18 protein-coding genes are annotated in these 20673 nt (G+C 62.8%); 6 read left to right on the forward strand and 12 right to left on the reverse strand.

The window, feature by feature from the left end; translation table 11 throughout:
* Nucleotides 1-54: 54 nt before the first annotated feature.
* Both FJ424_RS18510 and FJ424_RS18515 read right to left on the reverse strand, forming a co-directional pair.
* Nucleotides 55-825: an enoyl-CoA hydratase/isomerase family protein gene (locus FJ424_RS18510; protein WP_140653944.1), complete on the reverse strand. Its 771-nt coding sequence runs from the start codon at nt 823-825 to the stop codon at nt 55-57.
* Nucleotides 822-2393 (reverse strand): acyl CoA:acetate/3-ketoacid CoA transferase, encoded by a 1572-nt coding sequence (locus tag FJ424_RS18515; RefSeq protein WP_140653946.1) that lies wholly within the window; start codon nt 2391-2393, stop codon nt 822-824. Before FJ424_RS18515 ends, FJ424_RS18510 begins: the two co-directional genes overlap by 4 nt.
* A 112-nt stretch (nt 2394-2505) precedes the next feature.
* Here FJ424_RS18515 and FJ424_RS18520 point away from each other — a divergent pair, with 112 nt between their 5' ends.
* Nucleotides 2506-3327 carry an aldo/keto reductase gene (locus tag FJ424_RS18520; RefSeq protein WP_140653948.1) on the forward strand — a complete coding sequence of 274 codons (822 nt, stop codon included), beginning with the start codon at nt 2506-2508 and terminating at the stop codon, nt 3325-3327.
* A 46-nt stretch (nt 3328-3373) separates the two neighbouring features.
* Here the strand turns inward: FJ424_RS18520 and FJ424_RS18525 are convergent, their stop codons facing one another.
* The 7 genes from FJ424_RS18525 to FJ424_RS18555 all read right to left on the reverse strand — a co-directional run bounded on the left by FJ424_RS18525 (nt 3374) and on the right by FJ424_RS18555 (nt 12196).
* On the reverse strand, nt 3374-4978 hold the full coding sequence (locus FJ424_RS18525) for a GMC family oxidoreductase N-terminal domain-containing protein (RefSeq protein ID WP_140653950.1): 1605 nt from the start codon (nt 4976-4978) through the stop codon (nt 3374-3376).
* Entirely contained in the window at nt 4978-6474 is a 1497-nt protein-coding gene (locus tag FJ424_RS18530; RefSeq protein WP_140653952.1) for an aldehyde dehydrogenase family protein, read from the reverse strand. Before FJ424_RS18530 ends, FJ424_RS18525 begins: the two co-directional genes overlap by 1 nt.
* Nucleotides 6475-6540: 66 nt before the next feature.
* Nucleotides 6541-7572 carry an alcohol dehydrogenase catalytic domain-containing protein gene (locus FJ424_RS18535; protein ID WP_140653954.1) on the reverse strand — a complete coding sequence of 344 codons (1032 nt, stop codon included), beginning with the start codon at nt 7570-7572 and terminating at the stop codon, nt 6541-6543.
* Nucleotides 7573-7580: 8 nt separating this feature from the next.
* Nucleotides 7581-8522 carry an ABC transporter permease gene (locus FJ424_RS18540; protein ID WP_140643808.1) on the reverse strand — a complete coding sequence of 314 codons (942 nt, stop codon included), beginning with the start codon at nt 8520-8522 and terminating at the stop codon, nt 7581-7583.
* A gap of 8 nt (nt 8523-8530) precedes the next feature.
* Nucleotides 8531-10036: a sugar ABC transporter ATP-binding protein gene (locus tag FJ424_RS18545; protein WP_140643810.1), complete on the reverse strand. Its 1506-nt coding sequence runs from the start codon at nt 10034-10036 to the stop codon at nt 8531-8533.
* A 7-nt stretch (nt 10037-10043) separates the two neighbouring features.
* On the reverse strand, nt 10044-11009 hold the full coding sequence (locus FJ424_RS18550; RefSeq protein WP_140653956.1) for an ABC transporter permease: 966 nt from the start codon (nt 11007-11009) through the stop codon (nt 10044-10046).
* Between the two features lie 74 nt (nt 11010-11083).
* The gene (locus tag FJ424_RS18555) at nt 11084-12196 is read right to left on the reverse strand and encodes a sugar ABC transporter substrate-binding protein (protein ID WP_140653957.1); all 1113 of its coding nucleotides are present in this window, start codon (nt 12194-12196) and stop codon (nt 11084-11086) included.
* 240 nt (nt 12197-12436) lie between these two features.
* On the opposite strand from FJ424_RS18555, the gene FJ424_RS18560 reads away from it, so the two are divergent.
* Nucleotides 12437-13096, forward strand: a complete 660-nt coding sequence (locus FJ424_RS18560; RefSeq protein ID WP_226891960.1) for a TetR/AcrR family transcriptional regulator — start codon at nt 12437-12439, stop codon at nt 13094-13096.
* 115 nt (nt 13097-13211) lie between these two features.
* On the opposite strand, the gene otnC is transcribed toward FJ424_RS18560, so the two are convergent.
* The 3 genes from otnC to nanR are packed head-to-tail and all read right to left on the reverse strand — an operon-like array spanning nt 13212 to nt 15819.
* Complete coding sequence (gene otnC / locus FJ424_RS18565; protein WP_140653961.1) at nt 13212-13850, reverse strand: 3-oxo-tetronate 4-phosphate decarboxylase; 639 nt, start codon at nt 13848-13850, stop codon at nt 13212-13214.
* The gene (gene otnK, locus FJ424_RS18570) at nt 13847-15100 is read right to left on the reverse strand and encodes a 3-oxo-tetronate kinase (protein WP_140653963.1); all 1254 of its coding nucleotides are present in this window, start codon (nt 15098-15100) and stop codon (nt 13847-13849) included. The genes otnC and otnK overlap by 4 nt, the downstream gene beginning before the upstream one ends.
* A 5-nt stretch (nt 15101-15105) precedes the next feature.
* Nucleotides 15106-15819: a transcriptional regulator NanR gene (nanR, locus tag FJ424_RS18575; protein ID WP_140653964.1), complete on the reverse strand. Its 714-nt coding sequence runs from the start codon at nt 15817-15819 to the stop codon at nt 15106-15108.
* Nucleotides 15820-16004: 185 nt separating this feature from the next.
* Between nanR and FJ424_RS18580 the strand changes: the two genes are divergently transcribed.
* The 4 genes from FJ424_RS18580 (at nt 16005) to FJ424_RS18595 (ending at nt 20623) form a co-directional block, all read left to right on the forward strand.
* Complete coding sequence (locus FJ424_RS18580; protein ID WP_140653966.1) at nt 16005-16940, forward strand: 2-dehydropantoate 2-reductase; 936 nt, start codon at nt 16005-16007, stop codon at nt 16938-16940.
* Nucleotides 16941-16977: 37 nt separating this feature from the next.
* Nucleotides 16978-18504 carry a sugar ABC transporter ATP-binding protein gene (locus tag FJ424_RS18585; protein WP_140653968.1) on the forward strand — a complete coding sequence of 509 codons (1527 nt, stop codon included), beginning with the start codon at nt 16978-16980 and terminating at the stop codon, nt 18502-18504.
* A 2-nt stretch (nt 18505-18506) separates the two neighbouring features.
* Entirely contained in the window at nt 18507-19520 is a 1014-nt protein-coding gene (locus FJ424_RS18590) for an ABC transporter permease (RefSeq protein WP_246677289.1), read from the forward strand.
* Between the two features lie 83 nt (nt 19521-19603).
* Nucleotides 19604-20623, forward strand: coding sequence for a substrate-binding domain-containing protein (locus tag FJ424_RS18595; RefSeq protein WP_140653972.1), 1020 nt, complete (start codon nt 19604-19606; stop codon nt 20621-20623).
* Nucleotides 20624-20673: the final 50 nt, after the last annotated feature.

Consider the following 20673-nt stretch of genomic DNA (forward strand, 5'->3'; position numbering starts at 1 on the left):
GCGGTTTTGCGATAACGACATGCGTCGCCTGAATCCGCTTCAGCGCGACGCGCTTTAGTCTTTCGGCCGCTGGCTCTTCTGTCGGAAGGCCGCCAGGCCCTGCCGAAGATCCTCGCTGCCGGCGGCGATACGCCCGGCAAGGGCGTCCAGCACGCGCTCGCGCTCCTCGCCTTCAACGGCATTGATGAGCATCTTGGTCAGTTCGATCGCGGTAGCGGACCTGCCTGCAACGACCGCGGCAAGGTCCTTGGCCGCTGCCAGGCCGCGCCCCTTGTCGACGACCTTGTCGACAAGCGACAGTCTCAACGCCTCGTCGGCGGAATAGACTTCACCGAAGATCGACATGCGCCGGATAAGCTGCGGGCCGAAACGGCGGGCCGCGCGCTGAGTCCCTGACCAGCCGGGTATGATTCCGAGGCTGGTCTCGGGCAGGCCGATACGGGCGTGGCCTTCCGCAATCCGATAGTCGGCGCAGGCCGCCAGTTCCAGGCCTCCGCCGAGGCAGTGTCCGTTCAGGACGGCAATGACCGGCTGCGAAAGCCTGGCGAGAGCATCGAAGCCGGCGTGGCCGTCGCGGATCCAGTGGCGTGCGAACTCCGCTGGACCGAGGGCGCTCCAGGCGGCGACATCGCCGCCCGCGCAGAATGACTTGTCGCCTTCGCCGATCAGGATCAGAACCTTGGCTGCGGAACGCTCCACCAACCTGCACAGCGGGACGAGCGCATCGACCATCGCCGCGTCAAGCGCGTTCAGCCTTTCAGGCCTGCGGATGGTCAACCGTGCGACGGTTCCGTCAATGCTCAGGTCGAGACGAGGGTCGCTCACAACCGCAGCCCTATCGGCTGGTCAAGAAACAGTGCCTCGTCCATCACCTTCAGTTGGGGGGAGACCGAGAGCGGTGTGGCTGCCTGCTGCAGGACGTCACGTTCGAGGTCGAGCCCCGGTGCTATTTCGGTGACGACCAAGCCGTCGGCCGCCAGCCGGATGACGCATCTTTCCGTCACATAGGTGACGTCCTGGCCCTGGCTGCGGGCGCGCGCCCCCGAGAAGCTGACCTGATCCACCTTCGGCACGATCTTGGCGACCTTGCCTTCCTTGTCGATGACCAGATTTCCGTTTTCCAGCCGCATCTTCGCGCCTGCATTGAAATTGCCCGAGAACACGATCTTACGCGCCCGCGAGGTGATGTCCACGAAGCCTCCGGCGCCGGCGGTGCGGTGCGGCGTCGACGAAAGCCGCGAGACATTCACGGACCCGTCGGATCCGATCTCGAGGAACGACAGCAGGGAACAGTCAAAGCTGCCAGCCTGGAAGTATGTGAAAAGGTGCGGGGAAGCGACGAAGGCCTCTGCGTTGGAGGCGCAGCCGAATTTGAAATCGAGCAGCGGCACGCCGCCCACCGGGCCTTGTTCTATCACCCATGTGACGGCGCCGTGCAGGCCCTCCTCGATCAGGATGCGAGGCACGTTGGCGGAGATGCCGAAGCCGATATTGACGGCCCAGCCCGCTCGAAGCTCCTGCGCGACTCGGCGTGCGATGACCTTGGAGACATTGTATTCAGGCGTACGGAATGTGCGCAGGGGCCGGAACAGTTCGCCCGATATGGCTGGATCGTATGCGGTTCCCGTGGTCTGCAGTTGATCCGGAGCTTCGACAATGAAGTCCACCAGGATTCCGGGGACCCGCACCTCATGCGGCCGCAGCGTGCCTTGAGCCGCGACGCGCTTGACCTGGGCGATGACGATGCCGCCGCAATTGCGCGCCGCAAGCGCCATCTCCATCGCACCGAGGGTTGCCCCTTCCTGCTCGAAGGTAAGATTTCCCTTCTCGTCCGCCGTCGTCGCCCGGATGATCGCCACGTCCGGCTTGAGGGGTGGGAAGTGGAGCCATGTCTCGCCGTTGAACTCCACGCGCTGCACGATCGGTAACTTCCGTGCCGCGTCGTTCATGGCCCCGCCTTCGAGTGCCGGATCGACAAAGGTGTCCATGCCTACCTTGGTCAACACACCCGGTCGGTGCGCCGCGCCCTCGCGCAGCATGTCGAACACGACGCCTGAGGGGAAATTCCAGGCCGCCACGTCGCCAGCGAGAATGCGCTGCCAGATCAGCGGCGGCTCGGCATTGGTAGGCCCCGATGGATATGAGCCGCCGATGATGCGGCTGATCAATCCCGGCAAGGCGATGTGGTCGACGCCCTTGGTGCCGAACATGTCGCCCGCGGCGATCGGATGGATGGTGGTGATGCTACGGGGTGCCCCTTCGACTGTGAAACGTTTGCCGAGCGCTTCAAGCACGGCGTCAGGACACAGCAGACCGGACGACGAATTGACGGCTACCACCGCTCCGTCGCGAATCTGGGTGACGGCCTCCGCTGCGGACCTGACCTTGCTCACGTTTCCTCTCCACAAAGCTTGAATAAGTAACTAAACAGTTATATCGTTGGTATAACCGCCTGCGGCTTTCAAGGCAAGCTCCGGGCTGACCACAATGAGTGGGAGGATTTCGATGAATATCATGTTCCAGAAGGCGAACCAGAGAGTGTTCGGGACCTTTCCCCTCAAGGGCGATGCGCTGCGCAACGCGATCGCGGCGGCAATCGACACGGGATACCGCGCCTTCGACACGGCCCAGGCTTACGGCAATGAAGCCGATACAGGCCTGGCCTTGGCCGAGAGCGGCATAGCTCGGGACGAGCTCTGCATCACGACAAAAGTCACCGTGGAGAACTTCTCGCAAGAGCGGTTCATGTCATCCGTCGAACAGTCCTTGCGGGATCTGAAGCTGGATCGTGTCGACATTCTGCTTCTTCACTGGCCGACGCCAGGAGGCGACATCAAGCTCTCGCTTGAACTGCTTCAGGAGGCGCAGGAACGGGGTTTCGCCAGCACCATCGGAATTTCGAACTACACAGCGGCGATGATGCGGCAGGCGAGGCAGATCACCGGCGTGCCGCTCGTAACAAATCAGGTGGAATTCCATCCGCTTCTTGACCAGCGCAAGCTGCTGGCGGCCGCGAGTGAGACGGGCATCCCTCTATCGTCCTACTGCTCGGTCGCGCGCGGCGAGGTTTTCAAGCATCCGCTTTTCGCCGATATCGGCGCCACATACGGCAAGTCGGCCGCCCAGGTCGTGTTGCGCTGGGTGCTGCAGAAGGGTTTGCCGATCAACACGATGTCCACCAAGCCAGGCAACATCCGCTCGAATTTCGACGTTATGGACTTCACCTTGTCGAGTATCGACATGGGCCGCATCGACGCCATGAATGCCGTCGGTTTCCGCGTTGTTGGGAAGCGGCTGATCCCTTATGCACCGGATTTCGATACCTGAGCACGCGAACAGGGAAAGTGAGCAGATCCGAGGTGACTGGCAAATGCTAGCGGTTGCCTCGGATCAGGTCCGACGCATGCTCGCCGATCATGATTGTCGCTGCATTGGTGTTTGAGCCGACCAAGGACGGCATTGACGAGCTATCGCAGATGCGGATGCCATCCAACCCGTGCACTCGCAGGAGAGGGTCGACCACGGACATCGCATCCTTCCCCATCTTACACGTGCAAGTCGGGTGATACGAGGTCCGACCGTAGCGTCGCGCATAGGCTTCATGGTCTGACTGCGAGCGCACGCTTGTGTCAGGGAAACGGAGCTCCTTGATGAATTTGCGCAGCGAAGGCTGATTGAAGATCTCCCGGCTGATCTTGATGCCTTCGACCGACACTCTCAGATCGTCGGGCTCCGCGAGGAAATTGGGGTCGACGATTGGATTGTCGCGTGGATCCGGCGAGCGGAGCGTCACGCTCCCGCGCGATTTCGGGCGCAGCGTATAGCTGTTCAATGTGATGCCGGACGATCCTTTCGGAACCGACGGCACGCCCGCTTCCGCGCCGGCTCCCGCCAGGAAGTGGAACTGCAGATCGGGAACCGAACCCGCATGGTTCCCCGAGGAATGCCAGAAGGCGCCGCCCTCGACCACGTTCGACGTTATCGGCCCGGTCCTGAACAGCGTGTACTGGATACCGGCCCACAGCATCCAGTGCGTCTTGTTGTATTTGTCGAGTGAATCGTGGCCTTTCAGCTGGGCCACGATGTCGATGCCAAAATGATCCTGAAGGTTCTGTCCGACACCCGGAAGATCCTGGATCGCTTCGATGCCATGGTGACGAAGGTGATCGGCAGGGCCGACGCCTGACAGCATCATCAGCTTCGGCGTGCCTATCGCCCCGGAGGTGACCAGCACTTCGCTGTCGGCGTTTATGACCTTCAGTGAGCCGCCGACCGAGCATTCGACGCCAACGGCCCGGCGGCCCTTGAAGACGATGCGATGGACCAGCGCCCCTGTGATCAGCGTCAGGTTCGGGCGTGCCAGGGCAGGCTTGAGGTAGCCCACGGCAGCAGAGCAGCGGCGGTTGTTGCGCGTTGTGATCTGGTAGATGCCGGCGCCTTCCTGCTTCACGCCGTTGAAGTCCGGATTATAGGGCAGCCCGTATTCCTGGCAGCTCTGGACGAATGCGCGCGAGACGACGTTCGGATCTGGTATGTTCGATACGCCGAGCGGTCCGTTGGTGCCGTGCAGCTTGCCGGAGAGTATGCTGTTGCCCTCGGAACGGAGGAAATATTTCCGGACGTCCTTGAACGCCCAGCCGTCCGCGCCTTCCTCGTTCGCCCAGCGGTCGTAATCGGTCTCGTGCCCGCGGGTATAGACTTCGGCATTGATGGACGAACCGCCGCCGAGAACCTTCGCCTGGGCATAAAGAATTTCGCGGTTGTCGGCGTGCTTCTGCGGCGCCGTCACCAGCCCCCAGGTGAGCGGCCCCGTGGTCATCTTGGCGAAGCCGACCGGCATATGGATGTAGGGATGGCTGTCCTTGCCGCCGGCCTCGATGATACAGACCCTTACAGCCGGATTCTCGGACAGGCGCGCGGCAAGCACGCAACCCGACGAGCCGGCGCCGACGACCACATAGTCGAAATCCGCCATCATCACTTGATCCAGTGCGCACGCTTGCCGACCTCGATGTGGACGGACTTCACCTGTGTGTATTCCTCCACGCCGTACATTCCGGCCTCTCTTCCCCATCCGGACTGCTTGAACCCGCCGAGCGGCATCTCCGGCCCTCCGGCCATCATCGTGTTCACCCAGAACCGGCCGGCGCGCACGCGCCGCGTCACCACCAGCGCCTTGTCTATGTTCTTTGTCCAGACGCTGGCAGCCAGGCCATACACCGTATCGTTCGCGAGACTGACGGCCTCCTCGACCGTGTCGAAATGGAAGGACGACAGGACGGGCCCGAAGATTTCGTCGCGAGCAATCGACATCCCGGGTGTGACCCCTGAAAACAACGTTGGCGCGATATACTGGCCGCCGCCAAGATCCAGGGCCTGCCCGCCGGCGACAAGCGTCGCCCCTTCGGCCTTGCCCTTGTCGATATAGCTCAGGATGGTTGAATTCTGCGCATCGGTGGTGATGGCTCCGACCTGCGTCTTCGTCTGCAGCGGATCGCCAACGACTATCTTGGCCATCTTGGCGGCAAGGATTTCCTCAAACTCGCGGGCGACCGGGCGCTCCACGATGACGCGGCTCGACGACACGCAGCACTGGCCCGTGTTGAAGCTTATGCCGAAAGCCGCGCCGTCCGCCGCATCCTCGAGGTCGCTGTCCGCAAAGACGATGATCGGATTCTTGCCACCCAGCTCCAGGCCGAGCTTCTTGAAGTTCGAGTCGGCAGCCGCATGGACGCATGAGCGTCCGACGGATGTCGATCCGGTAAAAGACAGCATGTCGACATCGGGATGCTCGCTCAAAGCCTGACCAATCGTCCGGCCCGATCCGGTGACGACGTTATAGACGCCGTCCGGCGCGCCGGCTTCGGAAAGGATTTCGCCAAGCAAAAGCGTCGTCGCGGACGTGACCTCGGAAGGCTTGACCACCACGGTGCAGCCGCTGGCGAGGATGAACGGAACGCGTTCGCAAAGGATCAGGAACGGGAAGTTCCATGGTGTGATGAGCCCGACCACGCCGACTGGCTCGCGCAGCACCATGCCGAAAAGGCCGTCGCCGAGACTGTTGAAGCTGTCGCCGTGCAACAGCCTCGCGGCGCCCGCGCCGACCTCGAAACAGGCGATGCAGTGATCGATCTCGCCGCGCGCCTGGGAGATCGGCTTGCCGTTCTCGAGGACTTCCCAATAGGCGATTTCATCACGGCGGCGGCGCAGAATGTCGGCCGTCCTTAGCAGCACGCCGGCCCGGTCGGCCCCCGGCAGTCCGGCCCACCGGCGATCCTCGAATGCGCGGCGCGCCGCGGCGACGGCGGCATTGAGGTCGTCCACCGTGCATCTGGGCGTAAGCGTCACCGGCACGCCGTGGCCCGGCGACCGGCGCTCGAACATGGCGCCGCCTTTGCGCCAGCATCCGTCCGACCAGAAACCAAATTCGCGCGGTGCATCCGGGAGGGCTGCGCGGTCAGTGAAATCGAGCATGGAATGCCTCCGTTCTGGCTGTGCGCCGGCCGTCCGCGATCCGTTGCGGGCGGAACGCGCCGGCGCCTAGTTCAATACGATTTGCGTCTTGAGATCCTGGGGCCGCTCGGCCAGGGTCTCGAAGGCGCGCTGGATGTCATCGAGCGGGAAAGTCGCGCGTGTGAACGCCTCGGTCCGAAAGCGGCCGTGCGACAAAAGTGTCAGCGCGTCGTGCATGTCTTCTCCCATGCCGGCCACCGAGCCCTTCAGACTGTTCTCCTCGAGGATGGTGCGCAGGATATCGACCGGCACCGTGTCGTGCGGCCCGGTAAGGCCAAAGAAAGCGACATGGCCGCCCTTGCGGATGAGCTCGAAGGCGAGCGCGTAGAGCCGTGCGGAGCCGACGCTCTCGATCACCAGGTCCGCCCCCCGTCCACCGGTCCTTTTCAAGACCTCTGCCTCAAGCAGGGCAGGATTGGCAACGGCTGCATCCGCACCGGCTTCAAGGGCAAGGCGGCAACGGTCTTCCGACAGGTCCGCGACAATGATTGGGGCGGCGCCGCACAAGCGCATCATCTGGACATGCAGATTGCCGATCGGTCCTGCTCCGAGGATCACGACTGACTGGCCGAAACTCGCGCGCGCCTTGCGCGCGGCGCGCACCACGCAGGACACCGGCTCGGTCAGGGCAAGCACCTGAACCGGCACATCGTCCGGCGCCTCTATGACGAGCCGCGCCGGCACGCAGACATATTCGGCGAACGCGCCGTCGCGCCCGATGCCCACCTGCGTCATCGAGGGGCAGTTGAGGACCTCGTTGCGGCGGCACCAATAGCACTCGCCACAGCCGATATTGACGTCCGCGACGCAGGTCGTGCCTGGCTTGATATGCTTCACACGCTCGCCCGTCGCGGCGACGGTCCCGGCAAACTCGTGGCCAGGCACGAGCGGCAGCCGGTCGGCGGCATAGTGACCGTTGAACATATGGATGTCGGTGCCGCATATGCCGGTCCGCGAGACGCGGATCAAGGCGTCGTCGGGGCCAACCTCCGGTACGGCGACCTCAAGCAGATCGAAACGGTGCGGAGCTGTCAGAACGGCCGCGCGCATTGTTGCCATGGCGTGTCTCACTTCACGGTGCGAAGTTTGGAGCGGTCGATGGTCAAAGCGATCGCGACGATCAGCACTAGACCAAAGACCATTTGCTGCTGCGTCGCGGCGATGCCGAAGTAGAGCATCGAGGCGCGGATGACCGCCACGATCAGCGTGCCGATCGCGGTGTTGAGCACACCGCCGACGCCGCCCGTCAGCGGCGTCCCGCCGACAAGCACCGCGACGATGGCCGGCAGAAGGAAGCCGTTGGCAATCGTCGGCGCGCCGCCCGACAGCTTGACGGAAAAGAGTAGCCCGGCCACTGCGGCCAGCGCTCCCGATATGGCAAAGGCGAGGATCTTGTAGCGGGCGACGTTGAGGCCGGACGCGGCCGCGGCCAGTTCGCCGGCGCCCACGGCCTTCAGCGCCCTGCCGAGGATGGTGCGCCGTTCTATGATCAGGCAGATTGCCAGCAGGCCGAGCGCGATGAAGAGCTCGTGCGGCACGATGCCGGTTCGACCGATCATCCAGCCGAAGGTTTCGTTGCGCTGTGTTGCGTCCATGTTCAGGGCTCGATTGCCAGACAGCCATTGCGCCACCGAGAAGCACACGCCGCCGACGGCCAGCGTCGAGATGAAGGAGGGAACGTACATGCGGGTGGTCAGGTAGCCGGAGAGGGTGCCCAGCGCGAAGCCTGCAAGGATGCACAGCGCGGCAACCCATATGCCCAGCGACGCCAGATAGACCGAGGCAACCACGGTGATCATGTTCGCCATCGACTGAGCCGACAGGTCGATGCCGCCGATGTAGATCGCGAAGGTCAGTCCCAGCGCCATGATGAACAGCGGCACGATGTCGCCTGCAAGGCTCAGCAGATTGGCCGGCTTCAGGAAGCTCGGATCGGCGATGCCGACGATCGTGACCAGGACCAAAAGGGTGATCCAGGGGAAGTGTGGCTTGAGGCGTTGGATGTCCATGTGGCCTCTCAGATCATGTAGTGCAGAAGGTCGTAGAGCGTCGGCTTGGAGCCGGGAACGCAGTCGAAGCGCTTCTGGATCTCACCGTCCTTTATGACGACGATGGTGTGGGAAAGGCCGATCGCCTCCTCGAGCGTGTCGGCGACGAGGATGACGCCGACCCCATCGTCGCACATCTCCCTGATCATATCGTACACATCCTCTTTGGCGCCGATATCCAGGCCTCGGGTCGGATGGTCGAGAAGCATGATATCGGAGCCGCCCGACCGCCATTTGGCGAGCACGACCTTCTGCTGGTTGCCTCCGGAGAGGTTGCCGCAATCGGCGTATTCTGAACTTGCCTTGATGGAGAGCTTGCTGATCCACGTCCTGGCAAGGGCACGCTCGTCGGCCACGTCGAGCCAACCCATCCGAGCGTAGCGCGGCATTTGCGAGAGCGTCATATTCTCGTAGACATTCATGCCGGCCACGATCCCTTCGACCTTGCGCTCGCGCGGTACATAGCCGACGCCCCGTTCCACCGCGCCGCGAGCCGTCAGCCCGGGGATGATCTCGCCTTTGACCTTCAAAGTGCCCTTGATGGGCGCGCGCATGCCGTAAATGGTTCGAAGGATCGCTTCGCGGCCGGAACCCTCGGTGCCGACCAGGCACAGCACCTCGCCGGCATGCAGCGTCAGCGAGATGTCGCGGACCCGTCCGGGCAGGCTGACATCCGACAGCTCGACCAGAGGCTTCGTTGCGTCGTAGGGCTTTTGCCGCTGCTCACGATAATATTCCTTGTCGACGTGGCGGCCGACCATCTTGTGCTGAATCGCCTCCGGCGTCGCCGCGCCGCGCGAGACGACATCGACCACCTGACCGTCCTTCATCACGTAGATGCGGTCCGAGAGCTCCATCACCTCGTCCATGCGATGGGACACGAAGATGAATGAAGCGCGCGCCGTCAGCTCCCGCACGAGCTTGAACAACAGCTTTACCTCTTCCTCCGCCAGCACCGAGGTCGGCTCGTCGAGCAGGACGACCAGATGACCCTGCACCCGTTCCTCCAGGGTCAGCACCTTGGCCAGTTCCACAAGCTGGCGCTGCGCGAAGGAAAGACTTGAGGTGACCGCGCGCGGGTCGATATCGAGCTTGACCTTGGCGAGCTGCTTCCTGGCGGCTTTGGCCATTGCCTTCCAGTTGACCACGCCCAAGCGCGAAAACTGGTCCTCATAGCCCAGGAAGATGTTCTCCATCACCGACAGGTTGGTGACCAGCGATTGCTCCTGGAACACCATGCCGATGCCCCTTTCCATCGCATCGCGGGGGCCGCTGAACCGCACAGGCTTGCCATCGATGAGGATTTCGCCGCCATCGGGCTGATAGGCGCCGTAAATCACCTTCATGAGCGTGGATTTGCCGGCACCATTTTCGCCCACCAGCCCGACGATCTCACCGCGACTGATGGAGAAGTCGACGGATTTCAGTGCCCTGACGCCGGGAAACTTCTTTTCGACGGCTCTCAATTCGTACATGGCGCCCTCACTTGACGAACGCGACCGAGCGTCGGTCCGTCGACAGGATGACCGCGATGATGACGAGCAGTCCGAGAACGGCGGCCTGCAGGAAGTCGGGCAGGCCGATGACCACCATGCCGTTGTTGATCACCGCGACAATAAGGACGCCGACGAGCGTGTTCCACACTCCACCTACGCCGCCCCACAGCGCCACGCCGCCAACCACGACCGAAGTGATGGACATGAACATGAAATTGGATCCGGTGACCGACTCGGCCTGGCCGAGCTTCGCCACCTGCAGGATCGCGGCTATCGCGTAGAAGAAGCCGGCAAGCGAAAAACCCGCCATCCTCACCTGCCGCACCCGCACGCCCGAGGCGTGAGCGAGTTCCTCGCCGCCGCCGACCGCGTAGAAATAGCGTCCAAGGCGGGTATGGGCCTGGATGAACCAGGCAAGAACGAGGCACAGGCCCGCGACATAAACCATCAGCGGGAAACCGAGAATGCGCCAGGTCAGCAGGGCGCGGAACGTCGGATCGTTGAATTTGACGATGTCGCCGCCAGTCAGCAGGATCGCGGCGCCCGTGCCGACGAATCCAAGCGCGAGGCTCGCCATGAAGGATGGTATTTTCAGCTTGACGTGAATGAGGCCGTTGACCAGGCCGACCGCGGCCCCGACGGCAAGAATGACCGGGATTGCGATCCAGCCGCCCGACGCGAGCGTTCCGCCGAGCGCCAGCATCAGGAAGCAGAACAGGACCGCCGTCAGGGAAACGACACCCTCCATGGAGAGGTCGATGGAACCCATCACGATGATGAAGGTCACGCCGACCGCCACCATGAGCGCGGGCGTAGCCGCGATCGCGATGCGCGCGAAGTTGCGCTGCGACAGGAACGAAGGGTTTATCGCCGTAAACAGCACTATGAGCGCGAGAAGCACCAGCAAAGGTGCCCAGCGGATCGCGTTCTCCCGCGTGAGGATGCGTGGCAACTTCGGCCTCCCGTCCAGGCGTGCCGTTGTGGAGGGGGGCGGCCCTGAAAAAGGCCGCCCGATCGAGCTTCGTATTACTTGTACTTGATCTGCCCGTTGCCCGGGCCCCAGAAGTCCTTCCAGTTGTAGGACGGAACGGTATCGAGATATTTGGCCTTGAAGTCCGCGGCATCCTTATTGGAGATCAGGATCGTCGGGCCGTAGAATTCGCGGTGCTCCTTCGGCTCTTCGGAGGGTTTGAAGGCACCGGTCGCTGCATAGTAGGCGAGCGCCGCCGTGATGCCGCCGCCCCAGTGCGGATTGGTGAAGACGGTCGCCAGGAGCTTGCCGTCCATGACGAGCTTCACCGCCTCCGGATTTCCGTCATAGGCCACTATCGGCATACCCTCGATGCCTTCGGCGCGCAGGGCCTCGATCACGCCATACGCGATATTGTCATTTGCGCAGTGAACGCCGGTGATCTTGTCGCCGAAACGGGTCAGGAAAGACGCCATCAGTTCCGTACCCTTGGTCGTGTCCCAATCGGCCGGCTGGGCGTCGAGAAGCTCGATGTTGGGAAAATCTTTCAACGCGTTCTTCAAGCCATTGAGGCGTTCGATGGCCGGATTGTTGGCGGCAATGCCGCCCAGATGCACGACGCCACCGTTGCCTCCCATGGCCTCGAACAGGATACGCGCTGTCTGCTCGGCCGGCTTCTCGTCCGACCAAGTCATATGCGAGACGTAATTGTCGCCGATGTCCCAGGGATGCAGGTCGTCGGTCTTGTTCCAGATAGTGGAAATGTAGGCGCCGGCATCCCGCACCGCCTCGACCACGGGACGTGCGTTCGGGCTGTCGTTGGCGTCGCAGGCGATGGCGCATTTGCCGTTGGTTTTGGCAAGAAACGCCTTGATGTCGGCCAGCGATTTTTCGGAGGAGCCCTCGTTGATCAGCGAGACGAGGGAATCCTTCGGTTTGCCGAGCGATTCCACGAAAGCTTCACCACCCGACACGATCGAGTTCCAGTAAGCCGAGGCGCGGTCGCGGTAGGACCAGGCGACCGCCGGGTCAGTGAGAGCCGCCTGAGCGGCGCCGCCGCCCAAGCCGAATGGCACGGCCATGGCTCCCATGCCCGCAGCCGTGGCGAGCAGGAAATTGCGCCGGTTGATGGTCTCGCGCTCGATGAAATCCTTGATGAAAGTCGACATGCTACCTCCCATTTGGCAACGACCCGCAGGCGCGGGCATCTATTGAGCAACGTCGAGAGTCTGGCCGTCCAAACCGCTCCCCTGGTCGCTTAATGCACCATCTAGTTACTTCCTTAACGGGCGAGAGTCAAGCGCCGGCGCAATGCGCGGCCTGTTGACTTCTCGAACAATTGAAATGACTTTCAGCGTATGATCGATCGTCGCCTACACGCTGGAACTGGAATCAAGGGAGCGACCAAAGTGGACGCAACGTCCGACAAATCAGGCAATGTCGCCAAGAAGAAGCGGCTTCGGGATGCCGAGGCGACCAAGCTTCGCATCCTGGAAGCGGCAAAGAGCGATTTCGCCAAGAACGGACTCGGCGGCGCCCGCGTCGATGTCATTGCGGCGAAGGCCAATGCCAACAAGCGCATGATCTATCATTATTTCGGCAGCAAGGACGGTCTCTTTCAGACGGTTGTGGAAAACGCCTATATGGACATCCGCACAGCCGAGCAGAAACTTCATCTTGACGACCTCGAACCCAGGGATGCCCTTGAACGCCTCGTGCGGTTTACATGGCAATATTATCTGAAGAATCCCGAGTTTATCACCTTGGTCAACAGCGAGAACCTTCACCGCGCAAAGCATGTGAAGAAGTCCGAGCTGATCAAGACCGCCAGCCGCAAGTTCGTCGCCATGGTGTCAAGCATCCTCGAGAGGGGCGTGAGCAGCGGGGATTTTCGTGCGGGGATCGATCCCGTGCAGCTGAATATTACGATCGCCGCCATCGGATATTATTATCTGACGAACCGCTTCACGGGCTCAATTATTTTCGAGCGCGATCTGATGGACAAGGGCGCCCTAGATCAGCGCTTGGAGTTTAATATCGATACCATTATGCGGCTTGTGCGCGCGTGACACTGCCTGTGGACGCTGACGGCGTCGAGATGTTCCGCCCTCCAGCTTGACGATGAAAGAGGCGGCATGAGGCTGATCGGGCCAGTGCGTGCGAAGGCTAAGCGCAGTCGGGCATTCACGATTTTCGGCGTTGATTGAGTTCGGCAACCAGATCGTCGGATAAGCGACGCACGGACATGTTTCTTGTCAGCAGAACCAGCTTTGCGGTCTCCTCAAGCTCTTCGGCCGCGAAAACCGCATCGCGAAAACTGCGGCCCGAGACAACCGGGCCGTGATTGGCCAAAAGAACTGCGGCATGGTCGGGCGCGCGTGCTCGTACCAAGGCACCGGTGTCTGCCGATCCAGGATGTGTGTAGGGTATGAGAGGCACACGCCCCACCCGCATCACGACATAGGGGGTTATGGGCGGGATCGTATCCTCGGGATCGGTGTCCTCGAGGCAAGATAGCGCCGTGGCATAGGTCGAGTGCAGATGCACGACGCCGGCGGCCTGTGATCGCGACTCATAGAATGCCATATGCAGCGGAATTTCCTTGGTCGGCGCGTCCCCCGAAACGGCGACACCATTCCAATCGAGTTTTGTGAGCTTGGAAGCTTCAAGATATCCCAGGCAGGAATTGGTCGGCGTCACAAGAAAACCGTCGGAGAGCCTCGCCGACAGATTGCCTGAGGAACCGGCGGTATAGCCGCGCTTGAAGAGCGAGCCGCCCCAGCGGCAGATTTCGTCGCGAAGCTGCTGTTCTTCCAGTGTCATCGGCTGCTGCCTTTCAGCATGTTCAGGGCGCGTTGAAAGAAATCATCGGCGCCGAAATTGCCCGACTTCAACGCCAGCGCCAGACGCGGCGGCCCGTCGAGAACCAGCACGGGCACGCCAGTGTCGATCTCGGAGCCGATGCGCATCGGTCCTTGCCCCAGCGCTGAGGCAACCGCGCCGGACGTCTCCCCGCCAGCCACGATCATGCGGCGAAAGCCGGCTGCCGCCGCTTGCGTGGCCAGCGAGGCGAAAAAATACTCGAACCGGCCAGCAAGCTCCGAGCCGCCATATCGAGCCTGCGCCGCCGACACAACCGCCGGATCCGCGGACGAGAAGACCAGCGGAGCAACGTCCTTGTGCTTTTCGATGAAAGCAAACGCCTGCTTTGCGACCGCGTCGCCGTCGTTACTCAAAGCCTCGGCACTCAGTTCCATGGACGGGTGCGTTTGCCGGTAGAGCGAAACCTGGCGTCGTGTCGCCGCCGAGCAACTGCCGGACAGAACCAGCGCCGGACCATGCGCGCCCTGGAAGCCCCTGGAGGCGCGGCTGGCGCGAATGCCGAAATTTCCCGGTAGCGCGAGAGCGATGCCTGATCCACCAGTGACCAGCTTGTGACCGGCGGCGGCGCGGCCGAGCTTGACAAGGTCGTCGTTGAGGATCGTGTCGGCGACAACCAGCCGCTCGCCGGCGGCTTCGGCGTCGGTAAGCGCCTTGCCCAGCATCTGCGATCGGACGGCGTGCAACGGAAGATGTCCAACCTTCAGGTTTGTCTGGCGCGCCAGCCAGCGCCGGATATCAGCGTCCGTCATTGGCGTCAGCGGATGGCTTTCCATGCCGGATTCACTAAGCAGCTTGTCCCAGACGAAGAGATGGCCCTGATAGACCGTGCGCCCATTCGCTGGAAAGGCGGGGCAGACGAGTGCCAGCGGCGCCTCCAGTTCATCGAGCAGCGCCGCAGCGACCGGCCCGATATTGCCTTGCGGAGTCGAATCGAATGTCGAGCAATATTTGAAAACGATCTGCTCGGCGCCATTTGCAACGAGCCAACGGCAAGCGGCGATGGATTGCGCGACCGCCTCGTCGACAGCGATCGAGCGGGTCTTCAGCGAGATGACGGCCGCATCGATGTCCGGTTGTGCCGGATGTGCGGGCGTGCCGATATACTGCAGCGTCCGTGCCCCGGCCTTGGCCAGCGTATTCGCGATATCGCCCGAGCCGGTGAAGTCATCACCGATGACGCCGATCCGCATGGCCGTCAGTCGTGCGTGCGCTGCTGCCAGAAGGTCACGGCAAGCTGCTCCAGATGCGTGCGCATGGCTTGCTCGGCGCGGTCGGGGTCGCGCGCGGCGATGCCTTCATAGATCGCCTTGTGCGCCTCGAAAGCCGTCTTTTCCTGCCCCTTGGCGGCAAGCGTGACGGTGCGCTGTTCCTTCAGCCATTCCGAAATCTGGTCGTGCAGCGCGATGAAGACCGGATTGCGCGCCATCTTCGCCAGTTCGAAATGGAAGGCGATGTCGGTCGAGGTAAACCGCTCGCGGTTGCCTATCGCTTTGCGATTGGCTTCGAGCGCAGCCGCCAGCGCCTCAAGGTCCGTGGCCGTCGCGTGGCGGGCTGCCTCGCGCGCCAACCCGACTTCGAAGAACAGGCGAGCGCCCTGGAAGTAGCGATGCCCCTCCTCGGTCGAGAGCATCTGGCGCACCGCCGGGGCCATGCCGGTGAAGATATGCGAGGCGGTCGGCATCAGTACCTTGGCGCGCGCGCCGTTGGTGAGTTCGACGAGCCCGGCTTTCTGCAGCGAGATCAGAGCCTCGCGGATTGCCGGCCGGCCGACGCCGAAGCGCATCTGCAGGTCGCGCTCGGGCGGCAATTGATCGCCGGGCTTCAGTTTGCCGGATAGGATTTGCGCCTCGAGATGCGAGGCTACGTGCTCGAAGAGCTTCTTGCGTTCTATGACGAGAGGGTCGACCATAGACCTTTCATACCATCATACTTGACAACCATGCAACTGCTTGCAAGGATGACGGCAACATGAACCAAAACAAGGCCGGATCGGCGAACGGCTTCGTTCGCCGAAAGCGCGTTTCCGACAGCGATCGGAAGCGAAGGCACGGCCTTGCCAAAAACACCCCTCGGCGGGTCAGGGAGCGAGAAGACATGCGGATCGCCATTTTGGGCGGCGGCGGCGCGATGGGCGGCATTTTTGGCGGATACCTCGCCCGCGCCGGCAATGACGTCACGCTGATCGATGTGTCGAAGCCTGCCGTGGCGGCAATCAACGACAACGGCCTGACGATCGAGGAGAAGGACGGCACTCAGCCGATCATCCGCGTTCCCGCAAGCACGGAGCCGTCCAAGGTCGGGCCCGTCGACCTCATCATCAATTTCGTTAAATGCTACCACACCGATGCCGCGGTCCGCGCCGCGGCGCCGATGATCTCGGGCGATACCGCGGTGCTCAGCCTGCAAAATGGCTGGGGAAACGCACCGCGCATCGCCGGCATTGTCGGCGAAGACAAGGTGCTTGTCGGCCTGACCTATCACGGCGGCACGCTGCTTGGTCCCGGCAGGGTGAAGCATCCTGGTGTGGGGATGACCTATATCGGCGAGCTGAACGGCAAGACGACGCCGCGTCTGGACAAGGTGATCGAAACCTTCCGCGCCGCGCAGATCGAAACCACGAAATCGGAACGCATCCTGGACGAGGTCTGGAAGAAACTTGCGTTGAACGCCTGCACGCTGCCGGTCGCCGGCCTGCTGCATTTCATGTCGCACGAACTGGTCGCTTTTGACGCGACCAAGTCGCTGATGGCCGCGATCCTTAGGGAGGTCGTGGCCGTTGCCAATGCGCAAGGCATTTCGCTCGATTACGACGAACGTTGGGCGGCCATCACCGGATTGCTCGAGAAGGCGGTTGGCGGCAAGGCCTCGATGCTGCAGGACGTCGAGGCTAGGCGCCAGACGGAGATCGAGGTGATCAATGGCGCCATCGTCGATGCCGGCAAGCGCATCGGTGTGGCGACGCCGGTCAACGACACGATGGTCTGGATGATCCAGGCCAAACAAGCCCACTATCTTCAGGCAAAGGCATAACGATGCCGGCCTTGTCGTTCAGCGTTTGAGGCTTGAGATGGCGGCGCGCCTCGAAGTCTCGCAGCTCTCGAAATCGTTCCCCGGCGTGAGCGCGCTCGACGATGTATCGATGACGGTTGAGCCCGGCGAAATCCGGGCTCTTCTGGGCGAGAATGGCGCCGGAAAGTCGACGCTCGGCAGGATCGTCGCCGGTGTCTATGCCCGCACCAGCGGCGAGGTGCGCCTCGATGGCGTCGCTCTCGGCGAACTCGATGAGAAAGCGGCCGGCGAGCTCGGCATCGGCATCGTCCATCAGGAAGGCTCGCTGGTGCCGCAGCTCTCGGTCGCGGAGAACATCTTTGCCGGCCGGCAGCCGACGAAATGGCTCGGCCAGGTCGATGTGAGACTGATGCGTGAACGAGCCCACGCTCTCATCGCCCAACTCGGCGTTGCCATCGATCCAGCCATGAAGGTGGCGTTCTTGTCGCCGGCCCAGGCGCAGATCGTCGAGATCGCCAAGGCGCTGTCGCGCGAGTTGAAGCTTTTGATCCTTGACGAGCCGACGGCGGCCCTGACCCTGACCGAAACCGAAAAGCTGTTCGAGATCGTGCGTCAGCTGGCCAGGGACGGCGTTTCGGTCATCTATGTATCCCACCGCCTCGCCGAAATCTTCTCGCTCTGCAATTCGGTCACTGTGCTGAAGGATGGGCGGCTGGCGGGCACCCGAAAGGTCGCCGAGACCACGACGGACGAATTGATCCGGCTCATGGTCGGGCGCGAGGTCCATCTCGCGCGCTCGGCTTCGCCACGACAAGTGGGGCCGATCGTTCTTGAGGCCAATGAGATCTCCGCGCCGCCGCTTGTGCGGTCGGCTTCGATCACCGTGCGTGCGGGCGAGGTCGTCTGCCTGGCCGGATTGATCGGCTCAGGGCGGAGCGAATTCTGCGAGGCCATCTTCGGTGCCAGGGTCCGCAGGGCCGGCGAAATCCGCATCGCAGGCGCGCCGATCAACCCGCAGGGACCGTGGGACGCCAAGCACGCCGGCATCGGCATGGTGCCGGAAGATCGCAAGACCTCGGGCCTCTTCCTGGGAATGGATCTCGTCAACAACATCGCCGCAACGGTCCTGTCGAAGGTCTCGTCGGGCGCCAATTTCTCCAACAGGAAGGCCGAGGCGCTGGCCGGCAACTTCATCAGCGAGCTGCGCATCTCGACGCCGAGCGTGCACAAGATCGTCGGCGAGCTCTCCGGGGGCAACCAGCAGAAGGTGCTGCTGGCAAAATGGCTAGCCATGGAGCCCCGCCTGCTCATCGTCGACGAGCCGACGCGCGGCGTCGATGTTGGCGCCCGCTCCGAAATCTATCGCCTCCTGCGCGGCCTCGCTGAGCGGGGCGTGGCACTATTGGTCGTCTCTTCGGATCTGCCCGAGGTGCTCGCGCTCGCGGACCGCATCGTGGTGATGGCCGAAGGCCGAACAGTCGGAGAACTCCCCGGCGAAGGCGCGACCGAAGAGCAGGTTCTGCGGCTGGCGACCCGGTTCACATCGTCCGTGGCGGACGTACGCAAGGAAGCGGTTGGAGCATGAGCTTGGCACAGATTTCCCGCAACGAAGCGCAGGCGCCGGTGGAGCAGCGCGAGGCCTTGCCGCTGCGCATCGTGCGCCGGCTGGCCAATTCGCGCGAGCTGACATTGTTCGTTCTGGTCGTGCTGCTGGCGCTGGCGATGACCGTCGTCTATCCGCACAATTTCCCGACCGGACCGAATATGCGGGCCGTGCTTTTGAACCTCGCGCCCGTCGGCATCCTCGTCTGCGGCATGATGCTCCTGATGATTGCGGGCACGTTCGATCTTTCGGTCGGCTCGACGCTGGCGCTGGCCGGCGTATGGGCCGGCGTTGTCGCGGGCTGGTGGGGCTGGCCCGCCGAGGCGGCTCTCCTCATCGGTGTCGTGGTCGGGGCTGTGGCTGGGCTGATAAACGGGCTGATCGTCACCCGCATCGGCATCAACGCGCTGATCGCGACGCTCGGCACGCTGACCATCTACCGCAGCCTCACCTATGTGACGGCCGGAACGGGCGTCACCCCGATCTCGGACAGCTTCGCCGAGTATGGCCGCGCCGCCGATCCGATCCTGCGCATCCAGTCGCCGTTCTGGGCAATGCTGGTTCTTGTCCTGATCGGCGGCTGGCTGATCGCGCGCACCCGCTTCTTCCGCCAGTTCTATTTCGTCGGCGGTAATCCTCGTGCGGCGCAATTGTCGGGCATCCGCGTCGACAGGCTGATTCTCATCGGCTTCGTGATCATGGGTGCGCTGGCGGGTATCGCCGGCGTGCTTGGGGCGGCGCGGCTGAACAGCGCGGTCGTCAATGCCGGCGTCGGCATCGAACTCAAGGTCATTACCGCGACGGTGCTCGGCGGCGCCAGCCTCAAGGGCGGCGAGGGCACGGTTCTGGGCGGCATTCTCGGCGTGCTTTTCATCGCCCTGATCGAGAACGCCATGATCATCAACGCGGTCGGTGTGTTCTGGCAGGGATTGGTCGTTGGTCTCGTCCTGCTGTTCGCCGTCTCGCTCGACCGCTTCAAGACCGCGGGCCGCGCCTGATCGGGCAGCAAGCGGGGGAAATCCGGCCAGAGCCGGGGGAACTGCAAAAACTGGGATCAGAACCCAATCAGGAGGAAACAGGAATGGGCTCTATGCTGAAATCGACATTGATCGCCTTGGGCATGACGGCGCTTGCATCGGCCGTGACGGCACCTGCGCGCGCTCAGGAATCATCGTTTGGCCCCGCTGACGCCAAGGAGACCTACTACTGGATTTCCAACAAGGCCAACCTTCCGCTCTTCGTGCAGTACGACTATGTCGGCATGAAGAAGATCGCCGAGGAACTCGGCGTGAAAGTGGTCGTTGCCGGGCCGACCGATTTTGACCTGCCGGGCTTTATCGCCGCAGTCGACCAGGTCTGCGCGCAGAAGCCAAATGGCGTGTCCGTGGTGGGTGGCTGGGATCCGTCTCTGACGGAATCGGTCAAGAAGTGCCTGGAACAGGGTGTGCCCACCGTCGTCGACGACGGCGATCTGCCGGACTCGGGCCGCTTGGCCTACATCGGCACGAACTGGACACAGGTCGGCGTCGCGCAGGCCAAGAAGATAATGGAGAAGCTGCCCAGCGGCGGCAAGCTGGCCATGATGTCGATCATCAATGCCGGCAACATGCGTGAGGCGGTCGCTGGCTTCAAGGCCTATATCGAGGCCAATGGCGGCGGCAAGTACAACATCGTTTCCAACGAAGATGACGGCGGCGACGCGCAGAAGGCCGCGCAGGTGACGGCCGCGATCCTGGCCGCCAATCCGGACATCGCCGGCATCGCCGGCTTCGACTCGGAGTCCGGCGCTGGCATCGTCACCGCATTGCGCGAGGCCGGCAAGAATCCAGGCGACATCAAGGTGACCGCGATGGAGCAGACGCCCGACTTCTTCAAGACAGCCAAGCAAGGCTGGGTCGAGGGCATCGTGGTGCAGAACCGCGAGCTTTTCATCTACTACGCCGTCAAGATCCTGCACGACTACAATCACAACGGTCTGAAGTCCGCCGGCCTTGGCGCCGCCGATGGCGGTCGTCCGGTCCCCGATACGCTCGACACCGGCGTACTCCTCGTCACCAAGGACAATGTCGACAAGGTGACGGCCGCGCTCGGCGTCAAGTAGTCGATCTCCACGAGGGCTGTTGCCCCTTCCTCCGGCGGTTCACCCCTGCC

It is taken from the genome of Mesorhizobium sp. B3-1-8, from assembly GCF_006439495.1.
Classification (GTDB): Bacteria; Pseudomonadota; Alphaproteobacteria; order Rhizobiales; family Rhizobiaceae; genus Mesorhizobium.